This is a genomic window from Emticicia fontis (assembly GCF_054779675.1).
In genome coordinates this window covers 1-15,652 of sequence record NZ_BAAGXU010000010.1, presented here as the reverse complement: position 1 = coordinate 15,652, position 15,652 = coordinate 1, and the positions used below count along the sequence as shown (strand labels likewise).

Sequence of the window (15,652 nt, the reverse complement as noted above, 5' to 3'; positions counted from 1 at the left end):
GTCCTTTTTCCGCAAAGTAAACCCTTTTTTAGCTACTCCCCAACTTTTAAGATTGATCCAATTTTCAGACTGTCTACAAATACAAAAGGGGCAAATATTGCCCCTTTTGTACCACCTTTTTTAACCTAAACACTACCCTAAAAACGCGCGGAGCATCCATGCCATTTTTTCATGCTGCCCCATGAAACCTGTAAGTAAGTCAGTAGTAACTGCATCTCCCAAAGTTTCATCTATATCTTCAATGTCTTTACGCAAATTTGTTATGAACGCTTCGTGGTCTGCTAACAAATGGCTTATCTGAGCATCTTGTTTGTCTTCGTAAGGACCCTCTTTTAATCGAGTGGTTGCCAGGAAATCTTTCATCGTACCGTTGGCCTGATGACCCAATTGGGTGATTCTCTCGGCAATCTGGTCTATTATATCTTTTAAATCATTGTACTGGCCTTCGTAAAACTTGTGTAATTCAATGAAACGAGGGCCTTTAATATTCCAATGATAGTTGCGTGTTTTGGTTATAATCACGTGTTCATCCGCCAAAATAACCTGTAACAATTCAGCAATTTTTATAATGTCCTTTTCAGGTAAACCTATATGGGCTTTCATGACTATAAAGTTGTGTGTATCTTAAGCTTGCTTCATTTTTGATGAAGTAAACTTCACTCGTTTCATGAAATTATTGAATTCATGGTTTTGAGAACCTTTCGTTCTGCCATCCCAACCTTGAGGATTGTTATTAACAATCTTCAATAAAACCACCGCCATACTCAACAATGTTAATATTCCGATTATGAAGATGATGGGTGTCATAATTTCAATAATTTAATGAAACGACTGTTATGCCTAATATTATAAAAACTTTATACCATGTATTTTTCGGGCCATATTTAGGCTGTTTTTTAAGAAAAATTGGGGAAAATGTGGCATTTTGGGAAAATTAATGTGGAATTTTCACCCCAACTATGATTCACACTGTGGTATTGCCCCTTGGTATGTATTATTTATGATACTCCGTAGAACCAATTAAAGAAGCTGTTTTATTAAAACCAATCTTAAATTAAGAAACAACCACTTATGAAATCATTTAAAGAAAAGGTAAAGGAATATTATTCTTTTGCAGAAGAAGTATTCTCCGAATTCAGTACCGATAATGCTACAAAATTGAGTGCCTCTTTATCTTATTATACTATTTTCTCGCTGGCACCTATGCTGGTGGTTATTATATCGGTAGCTGGTATCTTTTATGGAAGAGAAGCCATACAAGGTCAGCTCTATGGGCAAATCAACTGGTTGATTGGAAAAGATGCTGCGGCACAGGTAGAAGAGCTGATAAAAAATGCCCGACTCTCACAGAAATCAGGTATTGCAGCTATTATTGGTACTGTGACCTTGATGTTGGGGGCAACAGGGGTTTTTGCCGAAATTCAGGATTCTATCAATTTTATCTGGTCTCTAAAAGCTAAACCTAAATCAGGCATTTTAAAATATCTTTTTAACAGACTATTATCATTTTCAATCATCATCTCTCTGGGATTCCTTTTAATCGTATCTCTGTTAGTCAATACATTTCTGGATATTTTTAGCCAGCGTTTACAATTATTTTTTGAAAACATTACCGTATATATGTTTATGGTTATCAATTTACTGATTGTATTCTCAGTAATCACACTTTTGTTTGCGGCTGTCTTTAAAGTATTGCCTGATGGTAGAATTGCCTGGAAAGATGCTTTTATAGGGGCAGGCGTAACAGCTATTCTGTTTATGTTGGGTAAGTTTCTGATAGGTTATTATCTGGGGCAATCAAGTATCACTACTACGTTTGGTGCAGCGGGTTCGGTAGTTATCATTCTGCTTTGGGTATATTATTCGTCAACTATACTATTCTTAGGGGCAGAATTTACCAAAGTCTATACGCGTCATTATGGAACACCTATCAAACCTAACAGGAATGCTGTTTTATTAGAAAAAAAGGAAATAGAAGTCAAAGAACCAAAAATTCACTAAGACTATGGAAACTAAAACCAGTTTAACAAAAATCAGATCACTACAAATACTAACCTTTCTGTTTTTTCTAGGAATGGTATTTGTCAATTTTCTGGCCAATTTTTTGCCGATTAATGGCAAAAATACAGGGGAAGTATCAGCGCAATATCCCAACTTATTTGTTCCAACAGGACTTACATTTTCTATCTGGGGTGTAATTTATCTCCTACTCTTCATCTTTTGTATTTATCAGATGACCTCCCTGTTTAAATCAGGTGTAGACCTCTTTGTAAGTAGGGTTATCGGAAAAATCAATACTGCATTTATTCTGACCTGCATTATTAATATGACATGGATAGTAGCCTGGCATTATGACTTACTGATTGTAAGTGTCATATTGATGCTTTTATTATTAAATCGATTGATTTACATAGATTCACAGATCAGACTCTTAGAGCCTTATATGAGCAATGCACAGAGTTTTATTGTAAAAGCGCCATTCGGCTTATATCTTGGTTGGATTTGTATTGCTACTATTGCCAATATCACGGCTTTGTTAGTCAGCTATGGCTGGAGAGGGTTTGGCATGAGCGAAGAATCTTGGACATCGATGATGGTACTGATTGGCTCCCTGATAGGTGTTGTAGCTATATTACGCTTCAATAACTTCTATATTGGCTTAGCCGTTATCTGGGCCTTGAGTGGTATCATTATTGAGCGTAAGAGCGATACTGTCTATTATGAATATGTAGTCCTAAGCGCCTGGGCAGGGATTATTATAGTAGCTATCAGTGTATTTATAGAGCTATTCAGAGGGACATTCAGAAAAAGACACCCATTGATACATGACCATATTTAAAACATATATGAATGAATTGAAAAAGGCTATCATGAAAATGATGGCCTTTTTCTTAGTTCAATGAGAAAGTAATAATAAACTCAGTGCCTTTGCCTACTTCAGAATTCACATCTACAGTGGCTTTGTGCGATTGAATGATATTAAGTGTGGCGGCAAGCCCCAAACCAATGCCATTGTTTTTAGCGGTAAAATAAGGCTCAAACAAACGGCTCATATTTTCGGGACTAATACCGATACCATTGTCTTTGATAGAGATATAACAATAATTGTTAGCAATATAACTTTTGATAATTAATCGCCCTTTGCCTTCATCCATTGCCTCTACGGCATTAATGATTATATTAAGGAGAGCAATTTTAATCTTATTGGTATCAACATTCAGATGTACTTCTTCACCATATTGTTTCTCTAAGGCTATATTTTTCAGATTAATCCGGTCGATGGCTTGTTCAAGTGTTTCATCGAGAATTTTATGTACGGAGACCTTACTGAACGCCAGTTCAGATGGTTTTGAATTATTCAGCAACTCAGTTATTAAATCACTGATACGCTGGCCATTCCGCTTGATAATACCCAAGAATAATTTGGAATCATCATTCTGTATTTCATCTTCTAATTGCTCTACAGACAAATGAATATTTGTAAGAGGATTACGCACTTCATGCGCTAATGTACGCACCAGGCGCCCCGTTGCTGCCATTTTTTCTAACATCATGGCTTCACGCTCGGCTTTACGCTGCGAGGTTACATCATGAATTATACTAAGAAAAGACTCTTTGCCTTCGCTGTTTTTTTGTTTCTGAGCATCAATCAGACAGATTTTCTTTTCTCCTTTACTGGTAAGAAAGCTGGCTTCAAACTTATCTATATTGCCGTTTTCTTCGAGTTTCTCATTGAACAAATGCCATACTTCAGGCTTCTCAAAGATTTTGGCAATACTCATATTATCCAACTCTTCGGCTTCATATCCAAGCATTTCCAAGGTAGCAGGATTATAATAAATAAAACTGCCATCTTTTGGTTGGGTAACAATAATACCTTGTCTTACATGATTGAAAATGGTACGATATTGCTGTTCGCTTTCACGGAGAGTTTTGAGTGTATCGGCACGCTCAAGCGAGTATCTGATACAGCGTTCGAGTTTTTCAGAGTCCAGCTCGCTTTTTATCAGATAATCAACCGCACCAAGCCTCATGGCTTCCATATCTATTTTATGATCGCCTTTACCAGTAAGCAGAATTATGGGACTTTGACAACCCTCCTGAATGGCTCTTTTCAACAGGTCGAGACCTGTCTTGGCACCCAGAAGGAAATCAAAAAAACAAATGTCATATTCGCAGGATGTTACTCTCCCAACAGCGTCGTCAAAGTTTTTTGCCCAATCAATAGCAAATTTCTTTCCTCGTATATCATTTAAATAATCGCTCGTCAGGAAAAAGTCATCTTCATCATCATCCACGATTAACACCCTGATTGTGTCGAGATCTTTCATGAGTTATATTTTGGTAACTGAACTATATCAAACCAGTAATTGCCAAGGTTTTTCATTACTTCTACCAATTCCATAAATGTAACTGGTTTGGTAACAAAACTATTTACCCCTAAATCATAGGTACGCAGAATATCTTCTTCAGCTTTTGAGGTAGTTAGAACAATTACTGGGATACTTTTTAATTCGTCGTCAGATTTAATTTCTCTTAAACACTCACGTCCATCTTTTTTAGGCATGTTCAGATCGAGTAATATTACTCCCGGACGTGGTGAGCTTTCTGGATCACTATATTTTCCTCTTCGTTTCAGATAGTCCATCAATTCGGCACCATCTTCCGTGAAGCGCAATTCGTTCAATAAAAAATTCTCCTCTAAGGCTTCTTTTGTCATGCTTCTATCATCCGGGTCGTCATCAGCCATCATTATCACAATGCTCTTTCTATCTTTTTGTATTTGAATCATTTTTACTGGGTGTTAAGAGTTAGGCTTAATATTTAAAAAATCATTTCTACTCACAAACAAATAATTGTCAATATTGCTTTTGGTTATTAAGTATTGTAGACTCTGGTCTGAGTACCTACTTAAAGATTATAACTCTTCATTTTATTGTATAGTGTTTTTCTATCAATGCTCAATACCTGTGCTGCTTTGCTTTTATTATAATTTACTTGTTTGAGCACTTGTAAAATCATTTCGTATTCGGCATCAAGCGCCGCTGATTTCAGGTTAGGCTTGGCAGGTTCTTCCTGTTTCGGAACAATATCTTCAGTGATAACCGGCTGCGTAGGTTCTGAGAATAGTAACCTTGAATAATTGATGATTTCAAACGGCAAAGATTTAGACTCGATATAATCGCCGTCTGAAAGCAAAGTAGCACGTTTCACTACGTTACGCATCTCACGTAAGTTACCATACCAAGGATAGCTTAAGAAAGCGGCTTTTACATCTTCATCGAAACCTCTTATATCTTTTCCTAGTTCAGCATTGGTATTTTCAAGGAAGAACTGGGCAAACTCCATAATATCCCCCTTGCGGTCGCGTAGAGGAGGTACATCCAGACTGAACTCATTGAAACGGTGATATAAATCTTCTCTGAACTTACCCTTGCGGCAAGACTCCATCAGTCGCTCATTAGAAGCCACCAGAATGCGTACATCTACGGATATCTCTTTATTACCACCAATGTGGCGTAGTTTTCTTTCCTGTACTACACGTAGCAAGGCTACCTGTACATCATATGGCAGATTGGCTACCTCATCTAGAAAAAGGGTACCCCCATTGGCCATCTCGAAGTGTCCGATTTTCTGGTTTAAGGCTCCGGTAAATGAGCCTTTTTCATGCCCGAACATTTCGCTGGCAGCCAGTTCTTTAGAGATAGCGCCGCAATCCATCGCTACAAAAGGGCCATTGGCTCTTTTGCTTCTTTTATGAATTTCCTGCGCTACTGATTCTTTACCCGAACCGCTCTCGCCATAAATAATGACACTATAATTGGTAGGAGCTACCAGGTCTATCTGGCGATACAGGTTTTTAGATTCTGGGCCACTACCGAAAATATAGCTGGAATCTGTTTTTTGTCTTGTAGATTTATTAGAGGATTTAGTAGAGGAAGTTTCTCTTTCAACAGAATTCTGCACACTCCCATCCGGCTTTTCTCCACCTAATGCTTTCTTGATTGTAAGTAGTATTTCATCAGGAAAAAGCGGTTTGGTGATATAATCAAAAGCCCCTTGCTTCATTACGTCGATGGCAATCTTGATATCAGAATAGCCCGTAATGATAAGCACCGGAACTTCAGGAAAACGTTCTTTGATTTTTCTTAAAATTTGCCCTCCATCCAAATCGCCCAGACGAAAATCTGTCATGACTAAATCAGGAGAAAATTCTTCTAATAAACTCAGGCCAGTTTGTCCATTTTGAGCGATAGCTACCTCGTAACCATTTTTGCTTAAGAAACGACGGAGCAAAAGACAAATATCAGTGTCATCATCAATAACAAGGATACGTTGCATATGTAATATATAGTTGATTTAAATTAGTTAGTAAAGAATATATCTTATAAAACACGTCTTAATTGTGCTGATTGGATGCCGAGATGGTCGCGGTATTTGGCTACCGTACGGCGGGCAATCGGATATCCTTTTTGTGCCAGTAAATCTGCTAACTGGAAGTCGTTCAATGGTGTATTCTTATCTTCGTTTGAAATCAGCGTAGCTAATGTTTGCTGAATTTCACGGTTAGAGACTTCAGTGCCTGATTCTGTAAAGATACCACCCGAGAACAAGTCTTTTAAATGGATAGTACCGAAAGGAGTCTGGGCATATTTACCACTGGTTACCCTTGATACAGTCGAAATGTCCATGCTTATAATTTCGGCCACATCTTTCAGTGTCATTGGCTTTAGTTTCTGTACATTTCCGGTTTTAAAAAACTCTTCCTGTAATTTTACCAGCGTACGCATGGTTTTGAGCATAGTGGTTTCTCGTTGCTGAATCGCATCAATCAACCAGTTAGCTGCCGAAACTTTGGTGTGGACATAGTGTGTTGCGGCTTTGTCAGAACTGCCTTGCAATAAATCCTGAAATGAATTATTGACTCTCAAAGGCGGAATCTGATTACTGTTTAGTGAAACCTCTATTCTATGATCATCATAGAAAACCAGGTAATCAGGTATAATATTATCTTTAACCAGAATCGAGCTGGTGTTTTCTTCTGAAATAGGTTTAGCATTTAATGCCGTAATAACAGCAACGGCCTCTTTCAAGGTTTCGGTGCAAATCTCACGTGAGCGCATAATTTTCTCATAGTTGCGCACCGCCAGATCATCAAGATTATTTAATACAATATCATAGGCCAGATCAACATTACAACCTTGGTCTCGCTTATGGTCTAATTGGATTAACAAGCATTCCTGCAGGTTTGAAGCACCGATGCCGATAGGATCCAGCTGGCGGATAACCTTAATGATTTCTTCTACATCCGGCGTATCTACAAAAATGTTATTAGTAAATGAAACATCATCAGCAATGGCTTCTGCATCATATTTCAGAAAACCGTTTTCATCAAGAGAATCAATAATGAAATCACCGATGAGTAGCTGACGTTCCGTCAAGGCCAATACATGCAATTGTTCTTTCAGATCGTCTCTCCATGAGATTTGTTGCACAATAGGAGCCGAGTAGAGATCATCATCACTGCTATAATTGTTCAGTTGGGTTTTGTAGTTGGGGGTATCATCATCATATTCGTCCCAGTCAAGATAATCCGAGTTATTACCTTGAAGCAGGTCTTTATCATCTCTGTCAAAATCATCGGTGTCTGAATTATCATCGCTGGCAGACACTTCTTCCAACATAGGGTTCTCTTCTAATTCTGTTTTAATATGCTCTTCGAGCTCCAAAGTTGAAAGTTGCAAAAAATTCAGCAACTGTATCTGAGACGGAGAAATTCTTAAAGTTTGTTTCTGGGTCTGGCTGAGATTTAGCATGGCATACTGTTTTATGATAACCTATATATATCAATTTATAGCCCACAACTGGAAATATCAGAAAAAAACAAAAAAAGTAATTTTAACATTTTGATTATCAGCCTTTTATAAAAGCAATAATTTTTCACAACTTTAGCTATAAAGGTTTTTGCCTTCGCAAAGAATGCAAAAAAATCCACAGTGTGGGGATAGATTTCCACATTTTTTTCAATTTAACCACTTATTACCATAGCTATAACACTATCTATGAAAAAAAGTCTACGCTTTATTTTTTCGTCGTTTGCCGTCTGTGTTGTACTATTAGCTATCCTAAGTTGGGTCTCCTATCAGAAAATCAAAGACTCTACCACTTATGCTACCTCGGTAGAGCACACGCATGAGGTAATGAGAAAAAGTGAAGAGTTAATCTCTCTACTAAAAGATTTCGAAACCGGACAAAGAGGCTATCTTTTAACAAGGGAAAAGGTATTCTTAGAACCTTATTATACAGCCGAAAGCCGTATAAATAATGTATACAGAACATTACGTCACCAGATAAAGGACAATCCTTTACAACTGAAAAGATTAGACACGCTCAGAGGAGCTATTCTTTATAGGATTCGTTTATTAAGGCTCAATATCAAGCAATTTGAGGGTAATCAGGCATTAGATAAAGAGTTATTCCTTCAGGGTAAAAAAGAAATGGATAAAATCAGGGTAATTGTAAATAGATTTCAGGTTTCTGAACGACAATTATTAGCTGAAAGACGAGCCATTAAATCTAAGAATGATAAACAGACCACTTCTGTTTTGTTAATGCTATCTGTCTTTTCTTTTGCCCTACTAATCGTTTGTTTCTTATTGATATTCCTCGAGCTCCAGAGAAGATTGAAGTTTCAGCATCAATTAGAAAATAAGATTGATGAACTCAATCGCTCGAATGCAGACTTAGAACAATTTGCCTATGTATCTTCGCATGACCTGCAAGAGCCTCTTCGGAAAATCAGGGCCTTTAGCGACCGCCTGGTAAGAAAACATGCAGACTCATTGAATGAAGACGGAAGAGAAACATTAGATAAGATTACGTACTCGGCCGAACGTATGCAAACACTGATTAATGATTTGCTTGATTTCTCAAGATTGGTTAACAAAAAGGAGGTTAATTTTCAGGAAGTAAACTTGCAGGAAATTGTCGGCAAAGTAACTAATGATCTATCAGTAAAGATTGAAGAGAAAAAAGCGCAGATAAATGTTGAAAAAATGCCGTATATTTGGGGCGTTTCTTTTCAGATAAACCAATTATTTCTGAACCTCATCAGCAATGCATTAAAGTTTACTGCCGAAGCAAGAACGCCCGTTGTACAGATTACTTATAGCCTGGTAAAGGGTGCCGAGATATCGGGAATAGAAAAAATACGAAGAGAGCTTGATTACCATAAGATAATCGTTAGTGATAATGGCATTGGCTTTGAAAAAGAATACGCCGAAAAAATATTTGTTATTTTCCAGCGTCTTCATGGGCGAGGCCATTATGAGGGTACCGGCGTAGGCCTGGCTATTTGTAGACGGATTATGACCAATCATAATGGTTTCATATTTGCGGAAAGCCAGCTGGGCGAAGGTGCCAAGTTTATATTATATTTCCCTACAAAATAATAAATCTTAGAATGAGTGTATTTTCTATCCTCATCGTCGACGACGATGAAGATGATAAATTCTTATTAAAGTCGGCTTTTGAAGAGAGCGGAATAGAGGCACCTTTGTCGTTTGTTGATAATGGGCAAGAGTTGATGGATTTTTTGCATAAAGCAAAAAAATTGCCGAGCATCATTCTTTTAGATTTAAATATGCCTAAGAAAGATGGCAGAGAGGCCCTGAAAGAAATCAAGGAAAATCCGAAATTCAGGAGTATTCCTATTCTGATATTAACTACTTCCAACTCACCTGAAGACATTCGTAATTGTTACTTTCTGGGGGCTAATTGTTTCATAACAAAACCCTCAACTTTTGAAGGATTGATGAGGGTTATTGGCGAATTAAATAAATTCTGGTTCAATATAGCTTCTATTCCGACAAAACCTTAACTGGTTTCTATCAGTTTACATGAATTACCTGAACAGGCTTAGGCTCTTCTTCAGTCTTATCTTTTACCCACATTAAAGCTCTTTCTACAAAAGAGACTTTTTCTGTTTTGGGTGCTTGTGGATCTTCTTTTAGTTCTATTTGTTGGGGTTTTTCTTCGGTTTTATCCTTAACCCATAGTAAGGCTTTTTCAACCATAGAAGGTTTCTCTTCTATTCTTACCTCTCTTATTTCTGTCAATATAGGCTCAGGTTTCTTTTCAGTTATATCCTTTACCCATTCTATGCCTTTTTTCACAATAGTATCTCTATTATCGTGAATCATATTACCTGCAAAATTCTTCAGGAAGAAAGGCACCAATACTTTCAGAGGCCATGGAGCATGTCTTAATATACCGTTTCTGACAACAGTATCAACACCAATACCGAGACCTACATTGAGTATACCCTTATTACGGTTAGTTAAGAAATCACCTAAGAAATTCACTACATGGCGTGCAGGGCTTAGCTCCTCCTTAATTGCATCAATGCTACTTCTCATCTTGGTCTTCGACAACTCAATTTCGTTTTTGAGTCTTGCTCTTTCGGCTCTCAGGTCGTCAATATTTTTAATTTTCGTCTTCATAGTAGAATTTATGAATTAAGGCGTTTATAACCGGAATTTTGATGAAATTATCCCTTAGTGCATATACTATCAAGCCTACAATGGCATAGAAGCCTGCTACAATAAATAAACCATACGCCAGATTATTCAGGCTCTGGCCTATAATCCAGGCAACACCCATGCTTAAAAAGAAAAGTATAAATATGGCAAATACTCCCATAATCAATACGGAAGCGGCAGACGAAATAGCTCCGGCAGTTTTTTCGGCGGCATTGAGTACTCCTAAATTCCAGCGGGCTTCTAGGTGGTTAGTCAGATCATCGAATATATCTCCTGTTTTTTCTTTGATGTCGTCGTAGATTTCCATAGCAGTTGGTGTTTTGGTAAGTGAAAGATGAGCCAGGGCTAAGCCCTGACTCATCAGACTAAAATAGCTTTGGGATTTAGCTTACCTGAAGTTTCTTTTTAGTAGCATTATATTGCTCATCAGCTTCTTCAGCTATATCATCAAACTTTTGTTGAGCTTTGCCTTTCAATTCGTATGCCTTATTACGTAAGTCATCTTTTGCGTCCTGATATTGGCCTTTTCCACGACGAATTGCATTCAACAGTTCATCCGCTAGTTCGTTTGCTGTCTTCTTCACTTTTGAACGAATTTCATTCCCTTTATCTGGAGCAAACAACATTCCGATTACTGCTCCAGCCGCTGCTGCTGTAATAACTCCTAACAAGATTTTTGAAGTACCTTTCATAATAGTTCAATGTTTAAATAGTTTTCAATATTGTATATAGATTTAAAAATCCTATTCCATGTGATTATTAGCTACTTAGCCCAGTATCTCTGTTCTAATTTGTAGAAGTTTTTGCCCAGATTGAGGGAATCATAAGACGTGCGCCGAAAAACGAGAAAAAAAAGTGCTGGCATGGTTTTTTATAATATACTGTATTATAATATGATGCAAATTGTGCAAAGATGAAAAGCTTAGAAGAAAATGGATTATCTGCCCTAATTGTAGATGATGAAATAGATACTTGCTTACTGATAAAGATGTATTTGAAAAAGAAAGGAATAGAATCTTTTCATGCTCATACTTTGCAGGATGGATTTGAGAAAGCAAGTAGCCTTACTCCACAACCGCAATGGATTTTTTTAGATAATAATTTACCTGATGGCCTGGGCATTGAAAAACTGCCTGAGTTTAAGAGACTATTACCTAATAGCAAGATTGTAATGATAACCGCTATCGGAAAATTAAAAGACAAGGCATTTGAAGTAGGGGCTCATAACTTTATTGAAAAACCTTTATCTTATGCTTCAATAGACAACTCTTTATAATCACGAATTCAATTTTTGGTTTACTGAATCCACACAATTTGTGACCTTTTAATAGAAGTGTCCAAAATCCGGTAAATCAAATTGTTTTATACAAACAACAATTTTATTAAACCCTTTAACACAAATAAAAATGGAAGGACAAGGATTATTGTACGCAATTATTATTGGTGCTATCGCTGGCTGGCTGGCTGGTGAAATTAAACGAGGCTTTGGCTTCGGTCTAATCGGTAATATCATTGTAGGTATAGTTGGTGCCCTGGTTGGTAGCTGGCTATTTGCCTCATTAGGCGTTTCTTTAGGTGCAGGTGTGATTGGTCAAATCATTACTGCAGTAATTGGCGCTCTTGTTGTATTGTTTATAGTAGGGCTCATACGAAGGGCTTAGCTGATTATCTAGATATATAAAAAGCGAGGATGGTAGATTTATCATCCTCGCTTTTTTTTGTGGGTGGTTGTATTGGGGGTTCTTCGTATATGTTTTTGAATCTATTTATTTGGGAGGAATTTTCTATTGTCGCATTGGATCGCTAGCTTGATTTTCCATACATACGGCCTTCGACTACGCTCAGGCACCGGCTAGGTGCTTGTTATATCATACGAAGTCCTCTTTTTTAAAGCGATAATATCTAGGCACGATTTGATAAGAAATACATATTAATTAAAGAGCTAAGCCGGCGCCTGAGCGATGCCGATGAAATATATTTTCTCCATAACTTTAGCTGATTAAAGTTGAAAAAGGCCAACGATTTAGATATTTTCAAACCTTTGCTAATGGGTCATAAGCCCTCATTTCTATCGCCGGGCGACCCCGCTGAATCTTTATCTAAATTTACCAGTAGAGTTTTGAATCGCTCAATGGGTCTTGCCCGGCAGCCGACATAAAGTAGCTCTACTGGTGTTGGTCTTTTAATTATTCTACGTTAATCTTTTATTCTTAGAATAATTATATCACGTAAATCTAAAAGGAGTTGAAGGCCACGCGTATGGAAAATAACGCGATAAGTTAAGCTTGCCAATTATCTGAAGAAATAATAATATCATCATAAAAAACAATTTCTAATTCATCACAACCAAAAAAAGCAGCAGATAAAATCCGCTGCTTTTCTAACCATTGCTACTAATCTAAACCACCTATTATTATTATTCAATATCTTTTTGAATCTCATCTATCTTCTTATTGACTCTTTTCTTGAAATCTTTCCAGTCCTCCTTCATATCGCTTCTGATATCTTTTATATCATCCTCAATATCATTCATTTGTGATTTCAATTTTTGTCTTCTTTCCTCCCAACGATCCTTCTCTTTGGCAGAAGCCGTTTTTAACTTATCTTCTGCTTCTTCAATCTCTCTCTTCAAATCTTTACGTTGTTCTTCCAGTTTGGCTGCCATTTCGTCTTTTTCTCTCTTCACATCTTCTGCTGTCTGGTCAACACCATCTTTAATGTCGTCGGCTACTTTATCTGCAGCATTTGCAGCGCCATCTTGTGCATTCTGAATACCATCAGCTGCATCTCTTTTTTCTTCTCTCGAACATGAAGTAAAACTTAATGTCCCGATTGCTATTAACGCATAAGCGAATATTACTTTCTTTTTCATTTTAATAATAATTTTAAATGGTCGTTTTCGTATTGTTTTATTTATATGTCAACCCTTTACAGGATTGTTGCAGTTTAGATTTCGCATTAGAAATGAAACCCGATAGTTGCCTGAAATGAATTTCCTTTAGCAGCAAACTTACTGGCGGTTTCAGCATTTTTATATTTTACATCAATTACATCGTTTACATTACCTTCATAACGTACATCAAAGTTGAGTTGGCCAAAATCAAAACCTACACCGGCCTGGTAACCAAAAACAGCTTTATTATAAATCTGCTCGGCACTTTCGCCTCTGGCATCTCTGATAGCATCTCCTAATTTACCATTATTACCTATATTAAAAGTAGCTACCGGACCAGCATTGATTCTTAATACTTGCCCCAATTTAACACCAAGCAATAAAGGCACATCAAGGTTTGTCATTCTGAAGTCGATTGTCTTGGTATTGTTGCCATTGTCGGTGATTAAATCGTATTTACCACCTTTTTGAGAAACCAGAATTTCAGGTTGCAAAAACACGGTTTTTCCGAATCTAAAAAATGCCCCGCCTACAAAACCAAACGCTCTGTTTTCGTTATTTCTAAAATTAAAAACTGTGTTTCCTGAGGTAAATGACAAATCGTTTCCTCTAACTTGTGACAAATTTGTCCCTAATCTCAACCCTGCTGTAAAACTTTTCGTCTGCGCAAATGCCGATACACTGATAAGAAAAACAATTGCTAACGTGGTGATCTTTTTCATGTTGTGTGTTCTTTATTAAATATTTCTGATCATTAAAGAGAAATTTATATGCCAACAACATAACCTACTAATAATCAGGTACTTAAAAAATACACTACTCTTTTACTGAGGAATTCTTTCTACAGGTTGGGAAAGATATTTATTATTCCGGAGATATTCTAAAACTACGGTTTCTTTCTGGAAGGCTTCTTTCTTCCGGTAATGGTATCTACAATTTCCTTTTCAATTTTGCGGGCTTTTTCTCTTTTCTCTTCTGTATTATCTCTGCTGATAGCTGGTTCTCCCATTAAAAAGCCATAAGGTTGTAGCGTTGGAACAGAATCGAAAATTACCTTAATGATGGCTATACAAGGTAAGCACAAAGCCATTCCTGCCAGCCCCCAGAGTATGGCTCCCATCAGTAAGCCTAAAATAGCTGCTAATGGATTAATACTGATTTTTGAACCCACAATATTAGGCGTGATGAAATTACCTTCCAGCATCTGTATAGCGAAAAATGAAGCTGCTACTCCTACGGCATACATAGGAGAATCTTTCGTAACCAAAGCAATAACAATAGGAAGTAACGAACCAATAAGAATGCCTATATAAGGAATGATAAGCAGAACTGAAGCCAGAAAGCCAAAGAAGATTGCGTAGTCTATCCCTAATAAAAGCAGGCTGATGGTGTTGAGTGTACCTACGATAATGGTTACGATAATAACACCTGATAGATAGCTATGAATCACGTCGTAAATTTTGCCTAATACTAAATCTACCTGCTCTTTGTCTACGCTCTTAAATACTTTATAGAAAAACTCTCTGAAAAAATCTCTATACAGTAATAGGAAAAACATATAAACAGGCATGATAGACAAATTGCCCAACATATTTGATGTGGTCGTCAGAGCCGAGCCTACTACTGTGCCTCCTCTAGCTAATAATTGATTAGCATATGTATTTAATTGATTCGTCTGGGTTTCTATGGATAAATCAAACTTTTCAGAAGTCCATTTTAAGAGATTATTGTAGGCTTTTTCGAGTTTATCCAATAGTTGAGGAATCATTTCTGAAAAGCCTGCAATTTGTGTAGAAGCCAGATAAATGATTACACCTATCAGAACTGTAAACAAGACCAATGTAATGGTAATGGCTAATACCCGACCAACCTTTCTTTTCTCGAACCAATCGCACAGAGGGAATAATAGTATAGATAAAATGATTGAAATAATAAAAGGCACAAGCACAGATTCGAGGATACTCAGCCAAAAGACAACAATTGTAATGGATAGCAGCGCAAGTGGCAGTTTGATATTAAAAGGTAAACGTTCTGGAAGCATGGAAATATAGTTTATGTTTCAATTTACATATAAATCATTAAAAACCTATTCCAGCCAATTTTCTACTGTATTTATATACGCAAAATAGGCTACGACATCAAGTGTGTAGCCTATTATCCAGGTTAAACGCATTTAAATATTGTTAATGATACCATAGAGATATTGGTCATTCCAACC

18 protein-coding genes are annotated in these 15,652 nt (G+C 37.0%); 6 read left to right on the top strand and 12 right to left on the bottom strand.

Annotation, left to right across the window (positions count from 1 at the left end):
• Positions 1-132 precede the first annotated feature (132 nt).
• Both ACYVFA_RS06495 and ACYVFA_RS06490 read right to left on the bottom strand, forming a co-directional pair.
• Positions 133-603, bottom strand: coding sequence for a Dps family protein (locus tag ACYVFA_RS06495; protein ID WP_460470999.1), 471 nt, complete (start codon positions 601-603; stop codon positions 133-135).
• Between the two features lie 21 nt (positions 604-624).
• A complete protein-coding gene (locus ACYVFA_RS06490; RefSeq protein WP_460470998.1) occupies positions 625-807 on the bottom strand; it encodes a hypothetical protein in 183 nt (60 codons plus the stop codon).
• A gap of 264 nt (positions 808-1,071) precedes the next feature.
• Between ACYVFA_RS06490 and ACYVFA_RS06485 the strand changes: the two genes are divergently transcribed.
• Both ACYVFA_RS06485 and ACYVFA_RS06480 read left to right on the top strand, forming a co-directional pair.
• Complete coding sequence (locus tag ACYVFA_RS06485; RefSeq protein WP_460470997.1) at positions 1,072-2,001, top strand: YihY/virulence factor BrkB family protein; 930 nt, start codon at positions 1,072-1,074, stop codon at positions 1,999-2,001.
• Between the two features lie 4 nt (positions 2,002-2,005).
• A complete protein-coding gene (locus ACYVFA_RS06480; RefSeq protein ID WP_460470996.1) occupies positions 2,006-2,839 on the top strand; it encodes a hypothetical protein in 834 nt (277 codons plus the stop codon).
• A 52-nt stretch (positions 2,840-2,891) separates the two neighbouring features.
• On the opposite strand, the gene ACYVFA_RS06475 is transcribed toward ACYVFA_RS06480, so the two are convergent.
• The 4 genes from ACYVFA_RS06475 to rpoN all read right to left on the bottom strand — a co-directional run bounded on the left by ACYVFA_RS06475 (position 2,892) and on the right by rpoN (position 7,817).
• Positions 2,892-4,331 carry a two-component system sensor histidine kinase NtrB gene (locus ACYVFA_RS06475; RefSeq protein ID WP_460470995.1) on the bottom strand — a complete coding sequence of 480 codons (1,440 nt, stop codon included), beginning with the start codon at positions 4,329-4,331 and terminating at the stop codon, positions 2,892-2,894.
• Positions 4,328-4,792 (bottom strand): response regulator, encoded by a 465-nt coding sequence (locus ACYVFA_RS06470; protein ID WP_460470994.1) that lies wholly within the window; start codon positions 4,790-4,792, stop codon positions 4,328-4,330. Before ACYVFA_RS06470 ends, ACYVFA_RS06475 begins: the two co-directional genes overlap by 4 nt.
• Positions 4,793-4,911: 119 nt before the next feature.
• The gene (locus ACYVFA_RS06465; RefSeq protein WP_460470993.1) at positions 4,912-6,342 is read right to left on the bottom strand and encodes a sigma-54-dependent transcriptional regulator; all 1,431 of its coding nucleotides are present in this window, start codon (positions 6,340-6,342) and stop codon (positions 4,912-4,914) included.
• A 44-nt stretch (positions 6,343-6,386) separates the two neighbouring features.
• A complete protein-coding gene (rpoN, locus tag ACYVFA_RS06460; protein WP_460470992.1) occupies positions 6,387-7,817 on the bottom strand; it encodes an RNA polymerase factor sigma-54 in 1,431 nt (476 codons plus the stop codon).
• 246 nt (positions 7,818-8,063) lie between these two features.
• Between rpoN and ACYVFA_RS06455 the strand changes: the two genes are divergently transcribed.
• Positions 8,064-9,452 (top strand): sensor histidine kinase, encoded by a 1,389-nt coding sequence (locus tag ACYVFA_RS06455; RefSeq protein WP_460470991.1) that lies wholly within the window; start codon positions 8,064-8,066, stop codon positions 9,450-9,452.
• An 11-nt stretch (positions 9,453-9,463) separates the two neighbouring features.
• Positions 9,464-9,880 (top strand): response regulator, encoded by a 417-nt coding sequence (locus tag ACYVFA_RS06450; RefSeq protein ID WP_460470990.1) that lies wholly within the window; start codon positions 9,464-9,466, stop codon positions 9,878-9,880.
• Positions 9,881-9,890: 10 nt separating this feature from the next.
• Here ACYVFA_RS06450 and ACYVFA_RS06445 read toward each other — a convergent pair whose 3' ends face one another.
• From ACYVFA_RS06445 to ACYVFA_RS06435, 3 genes are read right to left on the bottom strand one after another with little or no spacing between them, the layout of a single operon-like run.
• A complete protein-coding gene (locus ACYVFA_RS06445) occupies positions 9,891-10,502 on the bottom strand; it encodes a hypothetical protein (RefSeq protein WP_460470989.1) in 612 nt (203 codons plus the stop codon).
• Positions 10,486-10,902, bottom strand: a complete 417-nt coding sequence (locus tag ACYVFA_RS06440; RefSeq protein ID WP_460470988.1) for a phage holin family protein — start codon at positions 10,900-10,902, stop codon at positions 10,486-10,488. Before ACYVFA_RS06440 ends, ACYVFA_RS06445 begins: the two co-directional genes overlap by 17 nt.
• Before the next feature lie 22 nt (positions 10,903-10,924).
• Positions 10,925-11,233 carry a YtxH domain-containing protein gene (locus tag ACYVFA_RS06435; RefSeq protein ID WP_460470987.1) on the bottom strand — a complete coding sequence of 103 codons (309 nt, stop codon included), beginning with the start codon at positions 11,231-11,233 and terminating at the stop codon, positions 10,925-10,927.
• A 221-nt stretch (positions 11,234-11,454) separates the two neighbouring features.
• Between ACYVFA_RS06435 and ACYVFA_RS06430 the strand changes: the two genes are divergently transcribed.
• Together ACYVFA_RS06430 and ACYVFA_RS06425 are read left to right on the top strand one after the other, a co-directional pair.
• Positions 11,455-11,817, top strand: a complete 363-nt coding sequence (locus ACYVFA_RS06430) for a response regulator (protein WP_460470986.1) — start codon at positions 11,455-11,457, stop codon at positions 11,815-11,817.
• A 130-nt stretch (positions 11,818-11,947) separates the two neighbouring features.
• Positions 11,948-12,202: a GlsB/YeaQ/YmgE family stress response membrane protein gene (locus tag ACYVFA_RS06425; RefSeq protein WP_460470985.1), complete on the top strand. Its 255-nt coding sequence runs from the start codon at positions 11,948-11,950 to the stop codon at positions 12,200-12,202.
• A 755-nt stretch (positions 12,203-12,957) separates the two neighbouring features.
• On the opposite strand, the gene ACYVFA_RS06420 is transcribed toward ACYVFA_RS06425, so the two are convergent.
• The 3 genes from ACYVFA_RS06420 to ACYVFA_RS06410 all read right to left on the bottom strand — a co-directional run bounded on the left by ACYVFA_RS06420 (position 12,958) and on the right by ACYVFA_RS06410 (position 15,475).
• Positions 12,958-13,413 (bottom strand): hypothetical protein, encoded by a 456-nt coding sequence (locus ACYVFA_RS06420; RefSeq protein WP_460470984.1) that lies wholly within the window; start codon positions 13,411-13,413, stop codon positions 12,958-12,960.
• 86 nt (positions 13,414-13,499) lie between these two features.
• Positions 13,500-14,156: a porin family protein gene (locus ACYVFA_RS06415; RefSeq protein WP_460470983.1), complete on the bottom strand. Its 657-nt coding sequence runs from the start codon at positions 14,154-14,156 to the stop codon at positions 13,500-13,502.
• Between the two features lie 164 nt (positions 14,157-14,320).
• Positions 14,321-15,475, bottom strand: coding sequence for an AI-2E family transporter (locus tag ACYVFA_RS06410; protein WP_460470982.1), 1,155 nt, complete (start codon positions 15,473-15,475; stop codon positions 14,321-14,323).
• Between the last annotated feature and the right edge of the window lie 177 nt (positions 15,476-15,652).

What these genes read in the sequence shown, in the direction of transcription:
- ACYVFA_RS06490 (WP_460470998.1), bottom strand. Translation starts at nt 807, where the DNA reads ATGACACCCATCATCTTCATAATCGGAATATTAACATTGTTGAGTATG.
- ACYVFA_RS06445 (WP_460470989.1), bottom strand. Translation starts at nt 10,502, where the DNA reads ATGAAGACGAAAATTAAAAATATTGACGACCTGAGAGCCGAAAGAGCA.
- ACYVFA_RS06485 (WP_460470997.1), top strand. Translation starts at nt 1,072, where the DNA reads ATGAAATCATTTAAAGAAAAGGTAAAGGAATATTATTCTTTTGCAGAA.
- ACYVFA_RS06435 (WP_460470987.1), bottom strand. Translation starts at nt 11,233, where the DNA reads ATGAAAGGTACTTCAAAAATCTTGTTAGGAGTTATTACAGCAGCAGCG.
- ACYVFA_RS06440 (WP_460470988.1), bottom strand. Translation starts at nt 10,902, where the DNA reads ATGAGTCAGGGCTTAGCCCTGGCTCATCTTTCACTTACCAAAACACCA.
- ACYVFA_RS06495 (WP_460470999.1), bottom strand. Translation starts at nt 603, where the DNA reads ATGAAAGCCCATATAGGTTTACCTGAAAAGGACATTATAAAAATTGCT.
- ACYVFA_RS06410 (WP_460470982.1), bottom strand. Translation starts at nt 15,475, where the DNA reads ATGCTTCCAGAACGTTTACCTTTTAATATCAAACTGCCACTTGCGCTG.
- ACYVFA_RS06480 (WP_460470996.1), top strand. Translation starts at nt 2,006, where the DNA reads ATGGAAACTAAAACCAGTTTAACAAAAATCAGATCACTACAAATACTA.
- ACYVFA_RS06465 (WP_460470993.1), bottom strand. Translation starts at nt 6,342, where the DNA reads ATGCAACGTATCCTTGTTATTGATGATGACACTGATATTTGTCTTTTG.
- ACYVFA_RS06470 (WP_460470994.1), bottom strand. Translation starts at nt 4,792, where the DNA reads ATGATTCAAATACAAAAAGATAGAAAGAGCATTGTGATAATGATGGCT.
- rpoN (WP_460470992.1), bottom strand. Translation starts at nt 7,817, where the DNA reads ATGCTAAATCTCAGCCAGACCCAGAAACAAACTTTAAGAATTTCTCCG.
- ACYVFA_RS06425 (WP_460470985.1), top strand. Translation starts at nt 11,948, where the DNA reads ATGGAAGGACAAGGATTATTGTACGCAATTATTATTGGTGCTATCGCT.
- ACYVFA_RS06430 (WP_460470986.1), top strand. Translation starts at nt 11,455, where the DNA reads ATGAAAAGCTTAGAAGAAAATGGATTATCTGCCCTAATTGTAGATGAT.
- ACYVFA_RS06420 (WP_460470984.1), bottom strand. Translation starts at nt 13,413, where the DNA reads ATGAAAAAGAAAGTAATATTCGCTTATGCGTTAATAGCAATCGGGACA.
- ACYVFA_RS06475 (WP_460470995.1), bottom strand. Translation starts at nt 4,331, where the DNA reads ATGAAAGATCTCGACACAATCAGGGTGTTAATCGTGGATGATGATGAA.
- ACYVFA_RS06415 (WP_460470983.1), bottom strand. Translation starts at nt 14,156, where the DNA reads ATGAAAAAGATCACCACGTTAGCAATTGTTTTTCTTATCAGTGTATCG.
- ACYVFA_RS06450 (WP_460470990.1), top strand. Translation starts at nt 9,464, where the DNA reads ATGAGTGTATTTTCTATCCTCATCGTCGACGACGATGAAGATGATAAA.
- ACYVFA_RS06455 (WP_460470991.1), top strand. Translation starts at nt 8,064, where the DNA reads ATGAAAAAAAGTCTACGCTTTATTTTTTCGTCGTTTGCCGTCTGTGTT.